The sequence below is a fragment of the Mucilaginibacter ginsenosidivorans genome (assembly GCF_007971025.1).
Lineage (GTDB): Bacteria > Bacteroidota > Bacteroidia > Sphingobacteriales > Sphingobacteriaceae > Mucilaginibacter > Mucilaginibacter ginsenosidivorans.
The window spans coordinates 1,723,180-1,743,240 of record NZ_CP042436.1; the positions used below are offsets into that span (position 1 = coordinate 1,723,180).

Annotated in this window: 18 protein-coding genes; 9 read left to right on the top strand and 9 right to left on the bottom strand. The window is 60.8% G+C overall.

All coding sequences use genetic code 11. The features are described 5' to 3' along the window. Positions 1-84: 84 nt before the first annotated feature. Both FRZ54_RS07945 and FRZ54_RS07950 read right to left on the bottom strand, forming a co-directional pair. Entirely contained in the window at positions 85-777 is a 693-nt protein-coding gene (locus tag FRZ54_RS07945; protein ID WP_147031099.1) for a hypothetical protein, read from the bottom strand. Positions 778-1,315: 538 nt separating this feature from the next. After that, positions 1,316-1,537 carry a helix-turn-helix domain-containing protein gene (locus tag FRZ54_RS07950; protein WP_147031100.1) on the bottom strand — a complete coding sequence of 74 codons (222 nt, stop codon included), beginning with the start codon at positions 1,535-1,537 and terminating at the stop codon, positions 1,316-1,318. Between the two features lie 323 nt (positions 1,538-1,860). Here FRZ54_RS07950 and FRZ54_RS07955 point away from each other — a divergent pair, with 323 nt between their 5' ends. From FRZ54_RS07955 to FRZ54_RS07970, 4 genes are all read left to right on the top strand, one after another. Beyond that, entirely contained in the window at positions 1,861-2,136 is a 276-nt protein-coding gene (locus FRZ54_RS07955) for a hypothetical protein (RefSeq protein ID WP_147031101.1), read from the top strand. A gap of 156 nt (positions 2,137-2,292) precedes the next feature. After that, on the top strand, positions 2,293-3,630 hold the full coding sequence (locus tag FRZ54_RS07960) for a TlpA family protein disulfide reductase (RefSeq protein ID WP_147031102.1): 1,338 nt from the start codon (positions 2,293-2,295) through the stop codon (positions 3,628-3,630). A 44-nt stretch (positions 3,631-3,674) separates the two neighbouring features. Next, entirely contained in the window at positions 3,675-6,836 is a 3,162-nt protein-coding gene (locus tag FRZ54_RS07965) for a SusC/RagA family TonB-linked outer membrane protein (protein ID WP_187359790.1), read from the top strand. A 3-nt stretch (positions 6,837-6,839) separates the two neighbouring features. Then, the gene (locus FRZ54_RS07970) at positions 6,840-8,213 is read left to right on the top strand and encodes a RagB/SusD family nutrient uptake outer membrane protein (protein WP_147031104.1); all 1,374 of its coding nucleotides are present in this window, start codon (positions 6,840-6,842) and stop codon (positions 8,211-8,213) included. Between the two features lie 72 nt (positions 8,214-8,285). Here the strand turns inward: FRZ54_RS07970 and FRZ54_RS07975 are convergent, their stop codons facing one another. Together FRZ54_RS07975 and FRZ54_RS24965 are read right to left on the bottom strand one after the other, a co-directional pair. Next, positions 8,286-8,582, bottom strand: coding sequence for a DUF6520 family protein (locus FRZ54_RS07975; RefSeq protein WP_147031105.1), 297 nt, complete (start codon positions 8,580-8,582; stop codon positions 8,286-8,288). Between the two features lie 106 nt (positions 8,583-8,688). Next, the gene (locus tag FRZ54_RS24965) at positions 8,689-9,141 is read right to left on the bottom strand and encodes a MauE/DoxX family redox-associated membrane protein (protein WP_147031106.1); all 453 of its coding nucleotides are present in this window, start codon (positions 9,139-9,141) and stop codon (positions 8,689-8,691) included. A gap of 76 nt (positions 9,142-9,217) precedes the next feature. Between FRZ54_RS24965 and FRZ54_RS07985 the strand changes: the two genes are divergently transcribed. After that, a complete protein-coding gene (locus FRZ54_RS07985) occupies positions 9,218-12,223 on the top strand; it encodes a lantibiotic dehydratase (protein WP_147031107.1) in 3,006 nt (1,001 codons plus the stop codon). 5 nt (positions 12,224-12,228) lie between these two features. On the opposite strand, the gene FRZ54_RS07990 is transcribed toward FRZ54_RS07985, so the two are convergent. Together FRZ54_RS07990 and FRZ54_RS07995 are read right to left on the bottom strand one after the other, a co-directional pair. Further along, the gene (locus tag FRZ54_RS07990; RefSeq protein ID WP_147031108.1) at positions 12,229-12,963 is read right to left on the bottom strand and encodes a LytR/AlgR family response regulator transcription factor; all 735 of its coding nucleotides are present in this window, start codon (positions 12,961-12,963) and stop codon (positions 12,229-12,231) included. After that, positions 12,960-14,051: a sensor histidine kinase gene (locus FRZ54_RS07995; protein ID WP_147031109.1), complete on the bottom strand. Its 1,092-nt coding sequence runs from the start codon at positions 14,049-14,051 to the stop codon at positions 12,960-12,962. Before FRZ54_RS07995 ends, FRZ54_RS07990 begins: the two co-directional genes overlap by 4 nt. A 73-nt stretch (positions 14,052-14,124) precedes the next feature. Between FRZ54_RS07995 and FRZ54_RS24405 the strand changes: the two genes are divergently transcribed. Then, positions 14,125-14,280 carry a hypothetical protein gene (locus FRZ54_RS24405; RefSeq protein WP_187359791.1) on the top strand — a complete coding sequence of 52 codons (156 nt, stop codon included), beginning with the start codon at positions 14,125-14,127 and terminating at the stop codon, positions 14,278-14,280. 121 nt (positions 14,281-14,401) lie between these two features. Beyond that, positions 14,402-15,457: a hypothetical protein gene (locus FRZ54_RS08000; RefSeq protein WP_147031110.1), complete on the top strand. Its 1,056-nt coding sequence runs from the start codon at positions 14,402-14,404 to the stop codon at positions 15,455-15,457. Here the strand turns inward: FRZ54_RS08000 and FRZ54_RS08005 are convergent. After that, complete coding sequence (locus FRZ54_RS08005) at positions 15,399-15,629, bottom strand: hypothetical protein (RefSeq protein ID WP_147031111.1); 231 nt, start codon at positions 15,627-15,629, stop codon at positions 15,399-15,401. The genes FRZ54_RS08000 and FRZ54_RS08005 overlap by 59 nt on opposite strands. A 106-nt stretch (positions 15,630-15,735) precedes the next feature. Here FRZ54_RS08005 and FRZ54_RS08010 point away from each other — a divergent pair, with 106 nt between their 5' ends. Together FRZ54_RS08010 and FRZ54_RS08015 are read left to right on the top strand one after the other, a co-directional pair. Continuing rightward, entirely contained in the window at positions 15,736-15,999 is a 264-nt protein-coding gene (locus FRZ54_RS08010) for a helix-turn-helix domain-containing protein (RefSeq protein WP_147031112.1), read from the top strand. A gap of 201 nt (positions 16,000-16,200) precedes the next feature. Beyond that, positions 16,201-18,216: a T9SS type B sorting domain-containing protein gene (locus FRZ54_RS08015; RefSeq protein WP_147031113.1), complete on the top strand. Its 2,016-nt coding sequence runs from the start codon at positions 16,201-16,203 to the stop codon at positions 18,214-18,216. A 35-nt stretch (positions 18,217-18,251) separates the two neighbouring features. Here the strand turns inward: FRZ54_RS08015 and FRZ54_RS08020 are convergent, their stop codons facing one another. Both FRZ54_RS08020 and FRZ54_RS08025 read right to left on the bottom strand, forming a co-directional pair. Beyond that, positions 18,252-19,253 carry a PorP/SprF family type IX secretion system membrane protein gene (locus FRZ54_RS08020; protein WP_147031114.1) on the bottom strand — a complete coding sequence of 334 codons (1,002 nt, stop codon included), beginning with the start codon at positions 19,251-19,253 and terminating at the stop codon, positions 18,252-18,254. A 276-nt stretch (positions 19,254-19,529) separates the two neighbouring features. After that, entirely contained in the window at positions 19,530-20,060 is a 531-nt protein-coding gene (locus tag FRZ54_RS08025) for a hypothetical protein (protein ID WP_147031115.1), read from the bottom strand. Between the last annotated feature and the right edge of the window lies 1 nt (position 20,061).

The following is a 20,061-nucleotide window of genomic DNA, read 5'->3' on the forward strand; positions in this document are numbered from 1 at the left end:
TATTTTGACATTTTACTTGCGTAGAAATGGTTAAATTTATTTCTCATGATCAAATAGATAACATATAATACCAAGAAACGGAACTCATGGTTCAATAATTGCCCTGACTTTTTTAAATCGCAGGTAACAGGTTTTTACGCGTTGCCACAACAATAAATCTTTGATCCAGTCAACGACGATATCAAGCGTAAAATAGATGAAAGTCGTTGTCAAGATGATCGCTTGTTGTTTTCCCTGCGATTTCAATAACTTCGTCATGGGATCTTCCACGTAGAGTGAAACACCGATGGCCAGCAGCAGTAACAGTAGTTTGGTGGTCGCCCCTAAAAATCTGCTGGTTAGCCAAGCGTTCAGCGCGCCGCTGGCGAGCTGGTCACGGAGCTGGTTAATGTGGTATTCGTCCAGTATCTTTTTGAATCTTTCGGGATTAGTGTCGAAATTATCAATAAAACGGTTTCGCTCTTTTAGGTCCGCTTCGATGGCGGCATAGTTGGGGCCGGGCGGCACCGGCTTGCCTTCGGCGACCGCTTGCTTTGCCGCTTCTGAATGGGCGAGGACTTTGTTAGTGATATCACCAATGTCCATGATGTTTGTAAAATGATGATAGGGTTTGAAATGCGCTTTAATATTCTTCCGCTGCTGACGTATTTCGCGGGACGTGACCTGGTAAGTTGTGGCCACATCGTCAAAATAATTTTCAAACTGTGCAATAAATGCTTCGGGTTTGATTCGTTTCAGCCGGAGTTCGTTTTCGATTTTCTGATCTGTTAAGTTCATTAAGAGAATAAGTGTTTTTAAAATTCCAGATCCATTATACGAGTTTCAAAGTCTTTTTCGCCTTTGGCTTGGATATTCCGGGAAGCGCGACCAGGCAATTCGGTGCTCTTTGGATCACATAGTTGTGTAGAAAATTAAAAAAATTGGCATTATTAGTCAACAAATTAATATGCTCAAAGTGCTACGGAATCAATTGTTAGCAATTCCGGAACGAGATGGTCAATGGCGCCGGAATGTCCAGCTTGCTACGATAGCGAAATAATATTCCCCTATCCCCTACGCTTTTTGACTTGTTTCAGGTTCCCAAACCATGCATTTTCATTTTCCAAAACTGTTATCTCATATTAAGAAGAACAAAATGGATCCTTTGATTAGCAAGTCTTTAATTGGAATCTCACTAAAAAAGTAAAAAATAGGTAAAGTGTGAATGACTTAGAATACACGCCAAATGATCCCCATTGATTCATTAAAGTTTAAAATGGTCTTAAATAGTCTAAAACTATATTCTCGTCGGGAGTCGAACTCTTTTTGAAGAATGTCAAAAGTCCAATAATTCTTTTGGTTTGACATTTAATGCATCTGCCAGTTCAAGAAGTGTTGTAAAATGAAAGTCTTCTTTTGCGGTCTCAATCGTGCTAATCTTGGCACGGTCGACATCACATTTATTTGCCAGGTCCTGTTGGCTAAGCTTTTGTTCTTTTCTGATACGTCTGACGTTTTTGCCTATTGAAGCAAATATCGACTTGTGCTTTTCCTTCATCTGAGCGAAAGATGAGGGAAAAAAGTATAAATTTTTGTGGCAATATTGCCACAATTAAAATATTTAGTATATTGCATAAAATTAAATATAGAAGTAGTTTATACTTTTGCGAGACTTGTTAGCATAGATAGCACTCGCACTTGAATCTCGTCTTAGAAACCTGAGAAATTTCAAAAGGAAACGGGAGGATAAGTGACAGCGCTCACGCCATAGGCGTGGGCCTGACTTATTCGTTTCCGGGCTTCTCAGGGCCGCTAAGACGATAAGTTGGGTTCCACGCCTTATTTTTTGGGGGTTGGGTCCGGCTTTTAATCTTGTTAGTCATGGAGGACCGGATCTTATTGTTGTTTGATGGGGGGCGGGGTGATGCCTGTTCGGTGTTTGAGGCTGTGCTGCGGGGTATGCCGGTGGGTGATGCGAAGGTGTTGCTCTGGGGGGCGTTCCGGCGGGCGGCTTTGGATGCGGGTTTGTTGTCCGGTGGTTCTCTGGATGATCTTGCCTCGTTTTTGGATCAGTTAATGGACCGGTGTGTGGCGGAGGCTGCTGCGGGTCGCGGGGCAATGGCGGATGGGCCGGCGGAGGGGGCGCGTGATGTTTAGTGCGCGTGTCCGGGGCTGGCTGCTGCTGATCAGTCCCCCGGAATGAGGGGGGCTGGTGTTGGGCTTTCCCGGGTTCTTTTTGGGTTTGGCCGGTGGGCTGCCTGTTCGGGGTGGTCTTGATTTTTCTTTTTTTTTCACTTTAAAATTTTTGGTTTTATGAAGCATTTTTTTGGCTTCCTGGTATTGCTGTGTCTTTTTTTTGGGGCGGCGGGGCAGGAGCGTTCTTTGGGGGTTGGCGGGGTTTTGCCGCCGTTGGTGTTGCCGCGGGTGGTTGCTGCGGGTTTTGAGGGTTCGGATGTTGCGTTCCGGGCTTTGGATCTGGCGGGCTTGCGGGGTAAGCTGGTGGTGATCGATTTCTGGGCGTCGTGGTGTGCGCCGTGCCGTACGTTGCTGCCGGAGCTGGATTCGCTGCAGGGGGTGTTCGGGGATAAGGTGGCTTTCCTTCCGGTGAGTGCGGAGGGTTGGGATAAGCTGGGGCGGGTGGTGTCGGCGGTTGGTCGCGGGCGGCGCTGGCGTTTGCCTTTTGTGGTGGAGGATGGGTTGCTGGGGGCTTTGTTCCCGCATCGTTCGCTGCCGCATGAGGTGTGGATCGGCAAGGATGGCCGGGTGCTGGCGGTGACGGAGGGTTCGGCGGTGACGGCGGCGAATGTGTCGCGGGTGCTGGCGGGTGGTGCTGTCGGGGCGGAAACGAAGGTGGATGTGTCGGTGGGCTATGATATGGCTTTGCCTTTGCTGGTGGGGGGTAATGGTGATGACGGGCATGGGGCGGCGGCTTTGCGTTTCCATGCGTTGTTGTCGGGTTATATCCCGGGGCTTTCGGGCGGGGTGAATATTTCGGATCTGGATCCGGTGCGGGGGCAGAAGTTCAATGCGCGGAATGTGCCGCTGCTGTGGCTGGGGCGGCTGGCGTACAGTTACGGGCTGGACTGGTTCCCGGATGCGCGGGTGCGGGTGCTGAGCCGGGATTCGGCTTTGTTCAATACGGGTTTGCAGGGGCAGGCGTATGAGCGCTGGCTGGCGGATGGTCATGGGTATTGTTATGAGTTGCTGCTGCCGGCGGGGCTGGCGGGGAGTGCCTTTGGCTGGATGCAGGGGGATCTGCGGCGTTTGTTCCCGCAATATGTGTTTTCGGTGGAGGAGGATTCGGTGCGGAGCCTGGCGCTGGTGCGGCTGCCGGGAGCGGATAAGCTGCGTTCGGCGGGGGGTGAGCGGGTGATCGCGGTGGGGCCCTATTCCTGTGTGCTGCATAATGCGTACCTGAACCAGCTGATGATGCGGCTGAGCCAGGTGTACCTGCAGCATTCGAAGCTGCCGGTGGTGGATGAGACGGGTTACCTGGGGAAGGTGGACCTGGATATTTCGGCGGACTTGTCGGATGTAGGGGAGCTGAACGGGGAGCTGGCGCGGTACGGGTTGCGGCTGGAGCGGAAGCGGGCTTTGGTGAAGTTGCTGGTGGTGCGGGATGCGGTTCCGGGGAAGGGGGATGCGCGATGAGGTTTTTTACGTGTTTGGGCCGGGGATGGTTTGGTGCTTTGTTTTTGGGGCTGCTGCTGCCGGGTCTGGTTTGCGGGCAGGGGTCTTCCTGGCTGTCGGGCCGGGTGTCGGATGCGGGGGGTGCGCCGCTGTTGGGTGCTTCGGTGCGGGTTTTGGCGGGGGGTGCGGGCGCTGCGGTGACGGATAGCGCGGGGGGCTTTTCCCTGCGGCTGGCGGCGGGGCGGTACCGTTTGGTGGTCTCTTATGTGGGTTTTGTGCCGGATACGCTGGGTGTGGTGATGCCGTATGCGGGGGCGCTGCGGGTGGTGCTGCTGGGGGTTTCCCGTGCTTTGGATGCGGTGACGGTGTCGACGGGGTACCAGGATATCCCGGCGGAGCGGGCGACGGGTTCGTTCGTGCGGGTGGACCGGGGGCTTTTGGAACGTACGGTGAGTACGGATCTGCTGCCGCGTTTGCAGGATGTGGTGCCGGGATTGGGTTTTAACCCGGTGGGGACGCAGGTGAGTATCCGGGGGCAGAGTACGCTGTTTTCGAATGCGGAGCCGCTGGTGGTGGTGGACGGGTTCCCGTTCAATGCGCCGCTGTCGTCGCTGAACCCGGCGGATGTGGCTTCGGTGTCGGTGCTGAAGGATGCGGCGGCGGCATCGATCTGGGGTTCGCGCGCGGGGAACGGGGTGATCGTGGTGACGACGAAGCGGGGGAGTTTTAACCAGCCTTTGCAGGTGTCGCTGAACAGCAGCGTGCAGTGGATCGGGCGGCCGGACCTGTTTTACCAGCGGCGGATGTCTTCGGGGGATTATATCGCTTTGGAGCGGCGGCTGTTCGCGGAGGGCTATGATGATGCGCTGCCGGGGGCGGACGGGCATCCGCCGCTGTCGCCGGCGGCGGAGGTGCTGGTGTCGCAGCGGGATGGTTTGCTGCCGGCTGCGCAGGCGGATGCGGCGCTGGCGGTGCTTGCGGGGCAGGATGTGCGGCGGGATATCAGCCGGTACCTGTACCGGACGGGGCTGAACCGGCAGTACCAGCTGGGTTTGTCGGGGGGCTCGCTGAACCAGCGCTATGTCTTCTCGGCGGGGCTGGATGATAACCGGGATAACCTGGTGGGTAATGGCTTCCAGCGGGTGACGGTGAGCGGGGGGAATACCTGGGCGCTGGCGGGGCGGCGGCTGGAGTTGTCGGCTTCGGGGTACCTGTCGGAGAACCGGACGGTGCGGAACAACCCGGGGGCGCTGACCTGGAACCGGGGGGAGCCGGTGTATCCTTATGCGGTGCTGCGGGATGCGTCGGGGGCGAACCTGGCGCTGGTGCATGATTACCGGCTGGGTTTTCTGTCGGATGCGCGGTCTGCGGGGCTTTTGGACTGGCAGTACCGGCCGCTGGATGAGCCGGGCTTGTCGGATAACCGGAGCCGGCTGACGGATGTGCGGGTGAATGCTTCGGGGAAGTACCGGGTGCTGGCGGGTTTGTCGGCCTCGCTGGCTTACCGGTATGACCGGGGGCTGACGCTGGGGCGTGACCTGCACGGGGCGGGTAGTTATTATACGCGAAACCTGGTGAACCGGTATACGCAGGATGACGGGGCGGGGAATTTGTCGCGTCCGCTGCCGGCCGGGGGGATCCTGGACCTGGATGATGCGGTGTCGGTGGGGCATGACCTGCGGGCGCAGCTGGACCTGGACCGGCGGCTGGGGGCTGAGGGGGAATTGTCGGCGATCGCGGGCTATGAGCTGCAGTCGCTGCACGTGCTGGAGGATGGTTCGCGGCTGTATGGCTATGACAGCGGGCATGCGACGGCGGTGCCGGTGGATGAGGCGAATATTTATAGTTTTTATGATAACCCGGGGAACGGGTCGGCGATCCCTTTCGGGGGCTCGGAGGCGGATGCGACGGATCATTACCTGTCCTGGTACGGGAATGCGGCGTATACGTACCGGGGGCGTTATACGCTGTCGGCGAGTGCGCGGCTGGATCGTTCGAACCTGTTCGGGGTGGCTTCGAACCGGAAGGGGGTGCCCCTGTGGTCGGCGGGTTTGAGCTGGGAGCTGTCGAAGGAGGATTTTTATGGTTTGGGCGGCCTGCCTTACCTGCGGCTGCGGGTGACTTACGGCTATAACGGGAATGTGAACAAGTCGTTGTCGGCTTATACGACGGCGGCGTACTTTGACGGGAGCGGGTCGCAGACGCATTTGCCGTATGCGACGGTGGTGAACCCGCCGGACCCGGAGCTGCGCTGGGAGCGGATCGGGCAGCTGAACCTGGGGCTGGACTTTCATACGCGGGGGGAGGTGCTGTCGGGGAGCATCGACTATTTCCGGAAGCGGGGGCTGGACCTTATCGGGAGTACGGCGTTCCCGCCTTCGTCGGGGATCACGGTATTCACGGGGAATGCCTCGGAGACGAGCGGGCGGGGGCTGGACCTGAGCCTGGAGCTGCGTTTGCACTGGGGCGGGCTGAGCTGGCGGAGTTCGGGCTGGCTGAGCTATATCAGCGACCGGGTGAGCCGGTATGACCAGCGCCAGGATGCGCTGAGTTACCTGCAGTTCGGTGCGCTGGGTTATTACCCTTTGCAGGGGCGGCCGCTGTACGCGGTGTATTCGCTGCGCTGGGCGGGGCTGGATGCGCAGTCGGGTGACCCGCAGGGAGTGCTGAAGGGGCAGGTGAGCCGGGATTACGCGGCGCTGCTGGGGGTATCGCCGGGGGAGCTGGTGTATAACGGGCCGTCGCGGCCGCCGGTGTTCGGGGCCTGGCGGAACAGCTGGAGTTTCCGGGGGTTCTCGGTGTCGGCGACGCTGGCTTATGAACTGGGGTTTTATTTCCGGCGTACGTCGGTGCGTTACGGGAATGACTATGGGCTGAGCGGGCAGTCGGGGGACTTTGCGCTGCGCTGGCAGCGGCCGGGGGACGAGGGGCATACTTCGGTGCCTTCGCTGCCGGTGGTGCCGGACAGTCAGCGGGATGACTTTTATACGTATGCTTCGGTGCTGGTGGATAAGGGGGATAATGTGCGTTTGCGGGATGTGCAGCTGTCTTATACACTGCCGAAGGGCTGGCTGCGGGGTTTGCCGCGGCAATCGCTGCAGGTGTATGCTTACGCGGCGAACCTGGGGCTGGTCTGGCGCGCGAACCGGGATCACCAGGACCCGGATTTTCCGAATACGACGCCGGCGCCGCGTACGCTGGCTTTAGGGGTACACTTAATCTTTTGAACGATGAAAATGAAATTTGGAATAGGGGCTTTGCTCCTGCTGGCGGCGCTTTGGTCTGCCTGCCAGAAGGGTTACCTGGAGGTGAAGCCGTCGAAGGCGCTGCTGGTGCCTTCGGCGCTGGGGGATTTCCGGGCTTTGCTGGATAACCTGAATGTGTTTAACCTGTCGCCGGGGCTGCCGGGGATCGCGGACGGGGATTTTTATACGACGGATGCGGGCTGGGCGGCTTACCAGAGCAACGGGGAGCGGAACAGTTATACCTGGGCGCGGGACATTTTCGGGAACGAGCCGTCGGCGGACTGGAATATTCCTTACCAGCAGGTGTTTTACAGCAACGTGGTGCTGGAGGGGCTGGACGGGCTGGGGGCGGACAGCGTTTCGGCGGAGTTCCGCGCGGTGAAGGGGACGGCGCTGTTTTCACGGGGGACGGCGTTCTTTAACCTGGCGCAGGTGTTTTGCGCGGATTACGGCGCGGGGGACCCGGGGGCCGCTTTGGGTTTGCCGCTGCGGCTGTCGCCGGACGTGACGCTGCGGGTGGGGCGCTCGTCGCTGCGGGAGACGTATGCACGGGTGCTGTCGGACCTGCGGGCCTCGGCGGCGCTGCTGCCGGTGTCGGTGGGTTATAAGAGCCGGCCGTCGCGGGCGGCGGCCTGGGGGATGCTGGCGCGGGTTTACCTGGCGATGGGGGACTATGCGCGGGCGGGGGGCTGCGCGGATTCCTGCCTGGCCTTACAGGGGGCGTTGCTGGACTATTCGTTGCTGGACGGGTCGGCGCGGCGTCCGTTCCCGCGGGCGCTGCCGGACGGGAACGGGGAGGTGATCTGGTATTGCGCGGCGGTGCCTTATTCGTTTAACCAGGGTTCTTCGCCGACCTATGTGGATTCGGCGCTGTATGGTTCTTACGGGGAGGGGGACCTGCGGAAGGGTTTGTTCTTTGCGGCGAAGGCGGAAGGGGGCTTTGGTTTTAAGGGGAATTACAGCGGGGTGCTGACGCTGTTCTCGGGACTGGCGGCGGATGAGCTGTACCTGGTCCGGGCGGAGTGCCGGGTGCGGACGGGTGATGTGGCGGGGGGTATGGCGGACCTGAATACGCTGCTGGCGAAACGGTATGCGCCGGGGGGCTTTATGCCGCTTTCGGCGGGGGACGCGGATGCGGCGCTGGCGCTGGTGCTGCGGGAGCGGCGGAAGGAGTTGCCGGACCGGGGGACGCGCTGGGGGGACCTGCGGCGGCTGAACCGGGAGGCGGCTTTCCGGGTGGAACTGGTGCGGGAACTGAACGGGGCGGTGTACCGGCTGGAGCCGGGGAGCGTGGACTATGTGTACCCGATACCGGCGGATGAGGTGGGGCGGAGCGGGATCCAGCAGAATCCGCGTTAAGATACGGGAACGGCGGGTAAAAAAAGGCGCCCGTTTGTGGGAACGGGCGCCTGGATGACGGTATGATCCGGCTTAGTTGCTGAATACGCCGGTCTGGATGTTGGTGCCCTGGACGGTGCCGGGGTGGGCGTCGTGGGCCTGGTCGTTGGGGTTGACGTCGCTGGGGAAGTCGGCGGTGCAGGTGCCGGAGGCGCCGGTGCAGTTGTAGTCAACGCCGCGTACCTGGCCGGTGATGTCCATATACAGGCCGGTGCTTGGGTTGAGCGCCCAGGTCTTGTTGGTGAACGGGCGGTACGCGGTGGTGGCGAAGGCCGTGCCGACGCCGAGTACGAGGGCCAGGGCGGTGATGGAAACTTTTAACTTTTTCATGATGAGGAATGCTTTTTTGCTAAAAAACAAACGAAAAACTTTTGATGATTTAATGGGCCTACTCTTTTCGCAGGTTTTCGGCTGCCCCTGTTTATCGTATGCGGCTTTAGCCGCGCCGGTGGTTTTGCAGGACGCCGGCCAGGCTGAGGGCGAGGAAGGCGAGGTTGAACACGAGGTGGGGGCCCCAGCCGAGGTGGCGGAGGACGCCGCCGCAGGAGCAGGGGATACGTTCCCAGAAGCCGAGGAGGACGAGGGCGATGTAGCCGCTGAACAGGGTCAGCAGGAGGGCGCTGAGGAGGAAGCCGCGGTATTCGGTTTTGGGAAAAAGCAGCAGGGCGGCGGCGCTGAGTTCGCTGAGCGGCAGCAGCCAGGACAGGGGGTAGGCGGTTTCGCGGGGGATGGCCTGGTTGAGGAGTTCCCCGCGGAACTGGTCAAAATCGAGCAGCTTGCTTACTGCGGCATAGGCCCAGAGGAGGATGAGCAGGGCGGCGGCGATGGGGCTGAACCTGTCGCGGGGCGCCTGGGTTTTCCGGGTTGTCCGGGTGTTCAGGGTATTCATGACGTTTTTTTGGGACAAAGGAAAGGCTGGAACCGGGCGGTGAACAGTGGTAAAAGGGTAGCGAAAGGGTAGCAGGATGGAACGGGACGATCGGGATAAGGTGCCGGGTGGGATGGATCCGGCGTTGGTGATGGCGGAGGGGCTGCTGCTGCGGGAGCCTTTGTTTGGGCCGGGGGATTACGCGGGGAAGGGGCCGGCGGGGCTGCTGGCGGAGCCTTTGTTCCGCCAGGCGCTTTGGCTGGCGAGCCCGCAGTTTTACCGGGCGCTGGAAAAGCTGGGTTTCGACTGGGAGCGGCTGGATGCGGGTAAGCGGCTGTCGCTGAAGAAATATATGAACCGGGCCTGTTTCCGGCCAACGCCGTTCGGGGCCTTTGCTTCGTTTGCGGTGACGGGCTGGGGAACCGGCGGGGGACGGGGGGCTGCGCGGGAAACCTGGCTGCACCTGCTGCCGTCGCGGGAGCTGGAACTGGCGGCGCTGCGGCTTTCGCCGCCGGGGGAGGGGGAGTTGCTGGCGCTGAACCCGGCCTTGTACCGGGCGGGAAAGGGTTACCGCTATGTTTTCTCGGAGGTGCGGGGGGATGGTGCGCTCAAATTCTGGCTGAATGCGCTGGATGCGGGGCCGGCGCACCGGCTGCTTTTCCGCTGGCTGGGGCGGGGGCCGCTGCCGCTGGGGGAACTGGCGGGGCGCTTGTCGGGGGAGCTTGGCTGTGATCTGGCGGAGGCTTTGGGCTGGCTGCGCTTTCTGCTGGGGGAGCAGGTGCTGCTGGGTGCTGCGGACCCGGGTTTGCTGCGGGGGGAGGAAGCGGCGGTGCCGGGTTTGCCTGGCTGGGGGGAACTGGCGGGGTTTTTCGGCCGTTTTGAGCCTGGGGCCCTGGGGCTGCCGGAACGGGGCGCGGCGCTGGAAAAGGTGTTGCCGGGGTCCTTGCGGCGGGGGGATGGTGCCTATGATTACGCGCTGCTGGAACGTACGGGCGGGCGGGGGCCGTCGGGGCCGGGTTGCCGGGAACGGTTGCTGGAGGCGGTGGGCGCGCTGCGGGCGCTGGGCCTGCCGGGTGGTATCCGGCCGCTGGAGGAGTTTGTGCGCGAGTTCAAAAAGCGTTATGACCGGGGGAAGGTGCCGCTGCTGGAGGCGCTGGACCCGGACCAGGGGATCGGCTATGATGTGCCGCCGCGGGCCGGGGGGGATGATTTCCTGCTGGCGGGGCTGGTTTTCCCGGATACGCCGGGCGCTGGTGTTCCGCCGGCCTGGACGGCGGCGCACCGGCTGTTGTTCCGCCTGTGGCGGCAGGCGCCGGGGAGGTCGGCCTTCGGTCCGCTTTGTTTGTCGCGGGAGGATATCCTGGAACTGGAAGGGCAGGCGGGGGCGGAGGGCCGGGGTTTGCTGCCGGCTTCGCTGGGGGTATTGTTCCGGGAAGCGGATGGTGGCCTGCTGTGGCTGGAGCGTTGCGGGGGGCCCTCGGCGGTGGCGCTGGCGGGCCGTTTCTCGGTTTGCAGCGATGCCGTGTACGGGCTTTGCCGGGAGGTGGCGCGGCTGGAGGAAGCGGCGAACCCGGGGGTGGTGTTTGCGGAGGTCGCCCAGCTTTCGGGGGGGCATATCGATAATATTAACCGGCGGCGGCAGGTTTACGACCGGGTGATCCCGGTTAATGTGTTCCCGCGGGCGGGTGGCCGGGGGGTGCTTTTGCCTTCGGACCTGCTGTTGTCGGTGCAGGGGGAGGAACTGGTGCTGGAATCGGCGGCCCTGGGGATGCGGGTGGTGCCGCGGCTGCCGACGGCGTATAACTACCGGCATAATGAGCTGGCGCTGTTCCGGCTGTTGTGTGACCTGCAGTATCCGCAGCCGCTTGGGGACCTGGCGCTGGACCTGGAGCGGTTTTTCCCGGGGGAGGATTTTTACCCGCGCGTGGAGTACCGCGGGGTGGTGCTGGCGGCGGCGAAATGGCGGCTGGCAAAGGGGGAACTGGAGCAGCTGCGGGCGGCGCCGCGCTCGCTGGGGCGGCTGCACCTGTTCCGGGAAAGGCGGGGCCTGCCGGCGCTGGTGGCGACGGGTTTTGGGGACCGGCAGCTGGTGTTCGACCTGTCGCGGGATGAGGAGGCCTGGTTTTTCCTGGAGCAGCTGGCGGGGAAGGAGGGCATGCTGATCGAAGAGGTGCCGGGCGGGCGCCCGGCGGTGGCGCAGTACCTGGGTTTCCTGGTGCGGCGGGATGCGGCCGTCCTGCCTTTGCCGCGGGTACCTGCGGTGCCGGCGGGGGTGCAGCGGCGGTTCCTGCCGGGGAGCGAATGGCTGTTTGTCAAGCTTTTTTGCACGCCGCGGGTGGCGGATGAGCTGCTGGCGGGGGTGGTGGCGCCTTTTATCCGGGAGAACCGGGGGGTGATCCGGCGCTGGTTCTTTATCCGCTACGCGGAGGGGGGGTACCACATCCGCCTGCGGCTGATGGGCGAACCGGCGGCGCTGGCAGCTTTGCTGCCGGCGCTGCACGGGCGGTTACGGCGTTGGGCGGGCGGGCGCATGGTCAAAGCGGTGCAGGGGGATGTCTATGACCGCGAGCTGGAACGCTACGGGGCCGGGCAGATCGGGCTGGCGGAGGCGTGTTTCGAGGCGGAGAGCGTATGGGTGCTGGAGCAATTGGCGGGGCGGGGTTCCGGGGCTGCGGTGCCGGTGGAGCTGGCGGTGCTGGCGCTGGTCTGGCTGATGTCGGAGGCGATGCTGGGTGAACGGGCGGGTGATTTTTTCCGGGCGATGGGGGCGCGTTTTCTTGCGGAATACCGGGAGCCGAAGGCGCTGAAGCGGAGCCTGGACGAGAAGTTCCGGGGGATGCGGCCGGCGATGGAGGGGCTGCTGGCGGGGGAGGCGCTGCGGGTTTATGCGGGGAAGGCGGCGGTGCGGCGGGTGTTGTCCTGCTGCCTGGAGTTGTACGGGGCGACGGGGGGATGGGCGGAAAGGAAGCGGCTGGCGCTGGTGGCGGACCTGGTCCATATGCTGGTTAACCGGCTTTTCCGCTCGTCCCAGCTGGATTATGAGCTGGCGGTGTATTACCTGCTGGGTAAATATGAGCGCTCGCCTGCCGGGCGGCTGCGGTGATGCCTTCAGCTGCGGTCTTTTTTGGGAAGCAGGAGCAGGGGTGCGAGGCGGTGCTGGAAAGCGGCCTGGTAGGAGCGGCCGACGGGTACGTCCTGCTGGTTGTCGAGGAGGACGCGGCGCTGTTCGAAGGTGCGGATGCGCCGGAGGTTGATGATAAAGGATTTGTGAACGCGGAAAAAATGGGCGGCGGGCAGGCGCTCCTGGAGGTCCTGCAGGGTGAGGTTGGTCAGGAGGGCTTCTCCGTCGGCGAGGTGCAGGCGGACGTAGTTCTGGGCACCTTCGATACAGACGATGGCGGTGGTATCGATCTTCCGCAATTTGCCTTTGGTGCCGGTCTTGAGCAGTAACAGTTGATCGGTTTCGCCGGACGGTCCGGTATCGGGGGTGCGCTGGGCGTCAAACTTCCGCAGGGCGGCAAGGAAGCGTTCGTAGGCGTAGGGTTTCAACAGGTAATCGAGGACTTCGTGGTCAAAGGCTTCTGGGCCGTATTCCCGGTAGGAGGTGCTGATGACGGCGCGGGTGCGCGCGGGCAGCATGCCGGCCAGCTCGAGGCCGGTGATGACGGGCAGGTCGATGTCCAGGAAGGCGAGGTCCGGCGGGTCGCGGCGGATCTCGGCGAGGGCTTGCAGGGGCTCGGTGGCGGTGCCGGCGAGTTCGAGGCCGGGGGTCCGGCGGATGTAGCCGGCCAGGATTTCGAGGGCATGGGGTTCGTCGTCGACGATATAAACGGTGGTTTTCATAAGTACAGGTTTAAGCGGAGTTCATAGGTGTCCGGGTTTTCGCTGATGTCCAGCGTATGGCGGCCGGGGTAGGACTGTTCGAGGCGGATGCGGGTGTTTTTGAGGCCGGTGTGGTCTTCCCGGGCCGGGCCGGGGCGTTTCCGGTGGTTGCGGCTGTGGAAGAGGAGCTGGTTCTCCCGGCAGGAGATGTGCAGGCTGGCGGGCCTGGCGGGGTCGGTCAGCAGGCCGTGTTTGAACAGGTTCTCGGCCAGGGTCAGGAGGAGCAGGGGAATGATGGCGGCGGGGTTTTGCCCGGGTTCGGCCCGGTAGTCCAGGTAGCATTGGCCGTCGTAGCGGAGCCGGCTGATCTCGATGAGTTTGCCGATATGCTCCAGCTCGCGGTCGAGGGGGATCTTAGCGCCGGGTTCGCCGGCTTCGAGGCTGTAACGCAGTAGGTCCGACAGGAGGAGGACGCCTTTTGCGGCTTCGCCGGAGGTGGCGGCGACGCGGCTGTAAATAAAATTGAGGGTGTTGAACAGCAAATGGGGGTTAAGTTGCTGCCGGTAGTAGGCTTGCTGGGCGGCGGCGAGGCGGACTTCGAGCCTGGCGCGGTCGCGTTCGCCAAGGAGGCGTGCGTTTTCCAGTTCGAGGGCGCGGTGTCTTAAGCGGCTGATAAAGGCGATGGACCAGGTCAGGGTGGACAGGCCGATAAAATACAGCGAACGGTGCAGGTCCCAGAGGCTGCTGACCAGTGCCTGGCGGGCGGTCATGGGGCGGCTGATGGTCACGAGTTGGTTGGCCCCGTACTTCAGTGCGAGGCAGGCGGCGAGCTCGGCGAGGGTGAGCGCGACGGCGGGCAGGTAACGGCGGCGCTGTTCGCGGATGGTGTAGCGCAGCAGGAACCAGTGGCTGTAGAAAAGGGCGATGTTGAGGGTATAATAGAGGATGCTGAGTCGCAGGGTGGTGATGCTCGGGGTGGTCAGGATCACGGCGGCCTGCTCGTACGCGATGAAGGCGCACCAGGCGAGGATCTGGACGGGGATGCCCGGCCGGGGGAGGAAAAGTTCCCCGTGATTTTCAGGTTGGCGCGTGGTTCCTGCTGTTTGCATAGGGCATGTGGTCGTTGGTCAGAATTTGTTGCCTGCTCAAAAGAAAAAAGATAATATCGTAAAAAAAGATGATATGAAAGCGAAAAAATTAACACAAAAACCGGCGGAGCGGCTGTACCAGTATCATCCGTCGGTTAAAGCGGCTATTTTGGGAACGACGTCGCCCTGCTCGGACCCGACTACCTTGTGCGGGACGGTTTACACGACGACGCATCTGAAGATGCATTGAGCAAAGCCGGAGGTGGGTTGTGCCGGGTGGGGATGCGCCATGTTTTTTTGAGCTTGCTGACCTGCTGCTGCGGGACGCCGGGGAACCTGGTGTGCCGGCCAGGGGGGAGGCCTTAGCGGGCATGGGCGCATTGCGTGCGGCGGGGCTTGCCTTCCGGGTGGAGCTTCAGCAACGGCTGTTGAACGGAGCCGCGGGCGATGGCCTGCGGCTTTTTTTGCGGCAGCAGCTGCGGGCGGTGACGGAGCTGGGTTTCCGGATGGAGGCGGTGGTTCCGGCGGGGGTAAGCGAGTTGGAGGGTTGCCGGGTGCTGGAAGCGGAACTTGGGGCGGTCTCGGATTTGTTGCTGGACGGCGGGGCTTTGGATGCCGGCGGCGAACTGCCGGCCTACCCGGCTTATGGGCGGCAGCTTATGGGTGGCCTCGGGGCTCCGGTGGAGGACCTGTTGTCGTTGCTGGATACGGGGGGTGTCGATGCGGCCTTATGCGGTTGTGTGCGGGGCTACCTGTCGTATATGCGGGGGGCGGGGGTGCTGCACCGGCCGGCTTACCGGGACCTGGCTTATTTCCGGGGCCTGGTGCGTTTGCTGGAACCGCTGGGGAGGCACCCGGCGGGGGACAGGGAAGGGTTTCTGCGGGAGGAGCTGCTCCGCCATAATTTTAATCATTTGGGTTTTCTTTTGTACCTGCAGGCGCGGGAGCGGTGCGCCGTGGCGGCCGGGGAGGCTGCGGATGGGGTTTTGCCGGAGGCCGGGGGCGCGGTGCTGTTCCGGGAGGGGCCGCCTTATGACCCGGGGCTGCCGGGGATCCGGGAGCTGTTTTACCGCTGGCTGCGGGAATGGCGGGCGGGGACGGTTCCGGCTGCGGCGGAGCCGGTGGCTGCGGTCACTAAACTGAAGCTGGACCTGTCGGTGGCGCACCTGGCCTGTTTGCTGCGGGCGATGCACGAGGCGGGGGCGATCGGGATGCCGCTGGCGGATCTGTTCCGGGCGGTGCCGGGCTGTTTTAGCAGCCGGCGGCGGGGGGATATCTCGGCGGGGAGTTTTAATAAGGAGTTTTACAGCGCGAGCCAGTTCACGGCGGCGCGGGTGCGGGATCTGCTCCTGCGCATGGCGGGCCTGATCAGCGCGCGTTATTTCCCGGCCATGGCTGCCATAATGTTAACCATCCTTTGGCGCTGAGGTAGGTGGTCAGTTCTTCGAGCCACAAATAGCTGAATCTTTCTTTTTTCAGGATCGCGGCGGGCGTGCAGTCGAGGATGTCCTGCAGGCAACGGAAACCCATGTCGCCGGAACGCGCGAGGAAGTCGGGGCTGAATGCCAGTTGGTTAAGGGGCTGCTGCAGGGTGTCCATGGTCCTTTGGTGGCTGCGTAAAGGTAGGTGAAAATTTGTTATGTTCCTAATAAGCGGGTGCGGATAAGCGGTATAAATTGAGGGCGCTTTTCGGTTAATTTACGGCATGGCGAAAAAATCCATCCCGGCGGACAAGGAAGATGAGGAGCTGCTGCGTCGCTTTGCGGCACGTGTGAAGGCCTTGCGGAAGGCGCAGGGTTTCCCGGATTACGAGGATTTTGCGAATGCCAGGGGCCTGAACCGTTCGCAGTACGGGCGCTATGAACGTGGTGTTTCGGATATTCGCCTGACAACGTTATTGAAGGTGATCAGGGGCCTGGGGGTGACGCCGGCTGAGTTTTTCAGCGAGGGTTTCGATGCGCCGGGTTAACGCCGGGGGTGCAACAGTCCGTTCTTTTGGAATCAATTTAAATTGCTGGCAGCGGGTCCTGGGTTGGGGAGCCGCTGTTTCTTTTTGATGGGTTCCGGGGCGGCGTTGGGCACAGGCTATGCCGTTTGGCCGGTACCTGCAGGTTGACGAAAACGGGTATTCCGCATGCCTGAATTGCGGATTTTTTTGCACTTTAGGGCTGTGAAGCGCCTGATCCTTTTCTCTTTTCTTTTTGTTAGTGTGCTGCGCGGCGCGGCGCAGGGTATCGTGCAGGATTGTGTGCTGGGGCAGGCGCTGCAGCAGACGGTGAACTATTGTTCTGCGGCGGGGGAGTTTTCCAATAATAACAAGCATAAATCGATGTGGTTCGTCTTTAAGGCGACGGCGCATGATGTGAATATCAGTGTGAGCAGCCTGGGGCTCAGCGGGGGGCTGGCTTCGCCGGTGGTCAGATTGTACAGCGACTGCAGCGGGACGGAGCTGGTGGGGAGCAGTATCGCGGGGGCGGCGCTGACCTCGTTGTATAAGGGGGGGCTGATCATCGGCGCGACGTATTACCTGCAGGTGACGGGGGACCAGGGGCAGCTGGGGGTTTTCAGCCTGTGCCTGAATAACTATAACCCGGTGGTGAAGCCGGGGCAGGATTGTGCGACGGCTTCGGTGCTGTGTACGACGGAGGCGATCTCGCAGCAGGACGTGACGGGTGCGGGTGCGGATAATGATGAGGCGAAGGGGACCTGCCTGAGCGTGGCGGGGCAGGCCTCGGAGGCGAACAGCGCCTGGTACAAGTGGCAGGCGGCGAACAGCGGGACGCTGGTGTTCACGATCACGCCTTCGGACACGCGGGATGATATCGACTGGGTGTTGTTTGACCTGGGTACGACGGGGGATTGCTCGGGGGTGCGGGCGGCGAACGCTATCCGCTGTAAGGCGGGGGCGGGGGTGGATGTGACGGATTGCCCGGGGGATAAGCCTTACTATAAGACAGGGTTGGACTTCGGGGAAACGGATGTGTCAGAGCCGCCGGGCTGCGGGCAGGGGCAGAACGGGAAGCTGGCGTTTTTAACGATGCAGCAGGGGCACTTCTATGCGCTGCTGATCAACAACTTTTCATCGGGTAACAATGGTTTCAGCCTGGCGTTCACGGATGAGGCGGGGAAGGCGGGGACGGGCCTTTTCGCGGGGCCGCAGCCGGTGATCGGGGTAACAGCCCCGCCGGATTGTACGGAGGCGCCGCAATATGTGTTTACGAGTAAATCGGTGAATTATACGTCGCTGCAGTGGTCTTTCGGCGAGGGGGCGAGCCCGGCAGGGGGCTCCGGGGAGGGGCCGTTCGCGGTATCTTACGCGATGCCGGGGCCGAAAACGGTGACGCTGGAGGCGGGGGGCGCGGGGGGCTGCACGGTGGTGGCGGTGGAGTCGCTGCTGGTCAGGATGAAGCCGGCTTTGCCGGTGATCTCGGTCAATAAGGCGCAGTTTTGTGTGGGTGATACGCTGCGGCTGGAGACGGCGGCGCTGGAGGGCGCTTCCTACGCCTGGTCGGGGCCGGGTGGGTTCCGCTCGGCGGAGCGGGTGGTGGCCCTGCCGGTGACGGGAGCGGGGGTGGCGGGCGTTTATGCGCTGGTGGTGACGCGATACGGGTGTGAAAGCGGGGCAGCTTCGGTGGTGGTGCCGGCGCCGCTGGTAACGCCGGTGGCGGCGTTTACGACGGACCCGCTGCACGCGGAGGCGCTGTACCCGCCGCTGACGGTGAATTTTATAAACGGGTCTTCGGGGGCGGACCGCTATGCCTGGGATTTCGGGGACGGGACGGTTTCTCCGGAGGTGAACCCGGTGCATGTCTACACGCGGAAGGGGGACTATGCGGTGCGGCTGACGGCTTACAACAGCGGGGGCTGCAGCGCGTCGGCGCTGGTGAGCGGGGTGGCCTCGGTCCGGGACAATAACTATGTGTTTATACCGAACGGGATCAGCCCGAACGGGGATGGGAAGAATGATGATTTCCGGGTGGTGATGACGAATATCCGTTCGTTTCATGTGTATATCTATGACCGCTGGGGGTCTTTGCTGTTCGAATCGGGGGATATCAGTCATCACTGGGATGGGACTTACCGGGGCAGGGTGGTGCCGCAGGGCACCTATTATTATAAGATCGAGGCGGTTGGTGAGGACGGGGAGCTGCTGCGGCGTTCGGGTTATGTGGCGGTGGCGCTGTAGTCCGGTGCGGGCGGGTAGTTCAGCGGTTGAGGGTGTTAAAAGGTGTGCTCGGGGCAGAGCACGCGGTTGCGGTTGTTGAGCAGGAGGGTGAGGACGATCTCGTGGCTGCCGGTGTTGACGTTGCGCAGGGCGGAGGTGTTGTAATCGTAGGCATAGGCGATGTTGAGGAGGGGGCTGATGTTGAGGCCGGCGAGGCCGGCGAGGCCGTCACGGTCGCGGTAGCTGGCGCCGATCCAGAAGCGGTTGCCGAAGGCGGCTTTCAGGCTGAGGTCGACGGATGGGGGGAGGGGGCGGATGACTTTGAGCATGGCGGAGGGGATGAGGGCAAGGTCGTCGGTGATGAGGCATTTGAGGCCGGCGGTGAGGAACCAGTTGACGGTGCCGGCGGGTGTGGCGGCGGTGCCGTTGCCGGCTTGCGCGGGCAGGAGTTGCTGGGCGGAGAGGCCGATGAAGGTGGTTGGGCTGTAGGCCCAGAGGCCGGCGCCGATGGCGGGGCGCCAGTGGTTGCCGGCGGCGTTGAGGAAAGCGGGGTCGCCGGGGTCGGTGAGGCTGAGTTTTGCGGGGTCGAGGTTAAAGTTTTGGAAGCCGGCCTGGAGGCCGAGGGCGAGGTTCCAGGTTTGGCTGAGGCCGAGGTGGTAGGCGTAGGAGGCGGCGATATCGGTGGTGGTGTAGGGGCCGGCCTGGTCGGAGAGGAGCTGGAGGCCGATGCCATGGTGGGCGGGGGAGGCCTGGTAGGTTTCGGGGTAATAGCGGCTGTAGGGGTTGCTGCCGGTGGGGCCGGGGGTGTTGATGAATTCGCGGCCGATGGGGGCGCTGAGGCTGAGGTAGCTGGTGACGGGTGCGCCGTCGAGGCCGGTCCACTGGCTGCGGTAGGCGGCTTTCGCTTCAATGTAGTTCTCGATGCCGGTGACGGCGGGGTTGAGCAGTTGCTGGTTGAGGAGGTATTGGGTGTACTGAGGTTTTTGCTGGGCGGAGGTGGAAAAAACTATAAAAAGGAAGTAACGGAAGAGTAGTGATTTCCTAAAAATTTGTTTCATCTAATTAACTCAGCATTTCTATACTTTCCAAATCCTACTATGAAAATAGCTTTTTGTTTGACATTAATTACAATGAAAAACAAATCTCATTATATCGCCAGGCCAAAATATTAACTTAAAGATAGTTGACAATAACGTTTGACGGATTTTATTGTCTTGCAGATATTCATCTGGTTAACATGGTAACAGTAACCCATGTGGTGCGAGGCAGTTTATTTATTCATAAGTACTCAGCCTCACCTGATACTCGAGTTAGTTGACTGAGTACGCCTAATTCTAAAAGATTAAGTTTTTAAAAAATCTTTTATAACTATCTCCACCTGCAAAAAAAGTACATTTATTGAGATATTCCATATTTTTTGCATAATCATCAACTTCAATTATATCTTGTAAGCGAAGTGAGTACAGTTCAAGCAGTGGCAACAATGCAAGCAAAAATGAGTCGGTGTTGACTGCGCAACGATTTAAGACAGACCATTCGTCTCTATCATACTCAATCACTTCAGAAGTAACATCAACGAAAGCTAATTCAGAATAAGAACTTCCTGCAAAAATGTAACCTCCATTTTTATTCTTTATCTTCTCATAGAAGACAAAATCGCCAAAACTTATATATTGCGGATCGTAATTCCTAAATAATTCAAATATCAAACCAGTTAAATTAGTTGAAAGATAATCGTTCAATTTAGGATCAAGCTTATAGCCCTTGGTAATATAGTCAGGAATTTCATCGAAACCTGCCATCAATAATAATTCATCAGATGGCTTAATTTTTATCAATTCCTGTAAATACTCCTTAATTTTCATA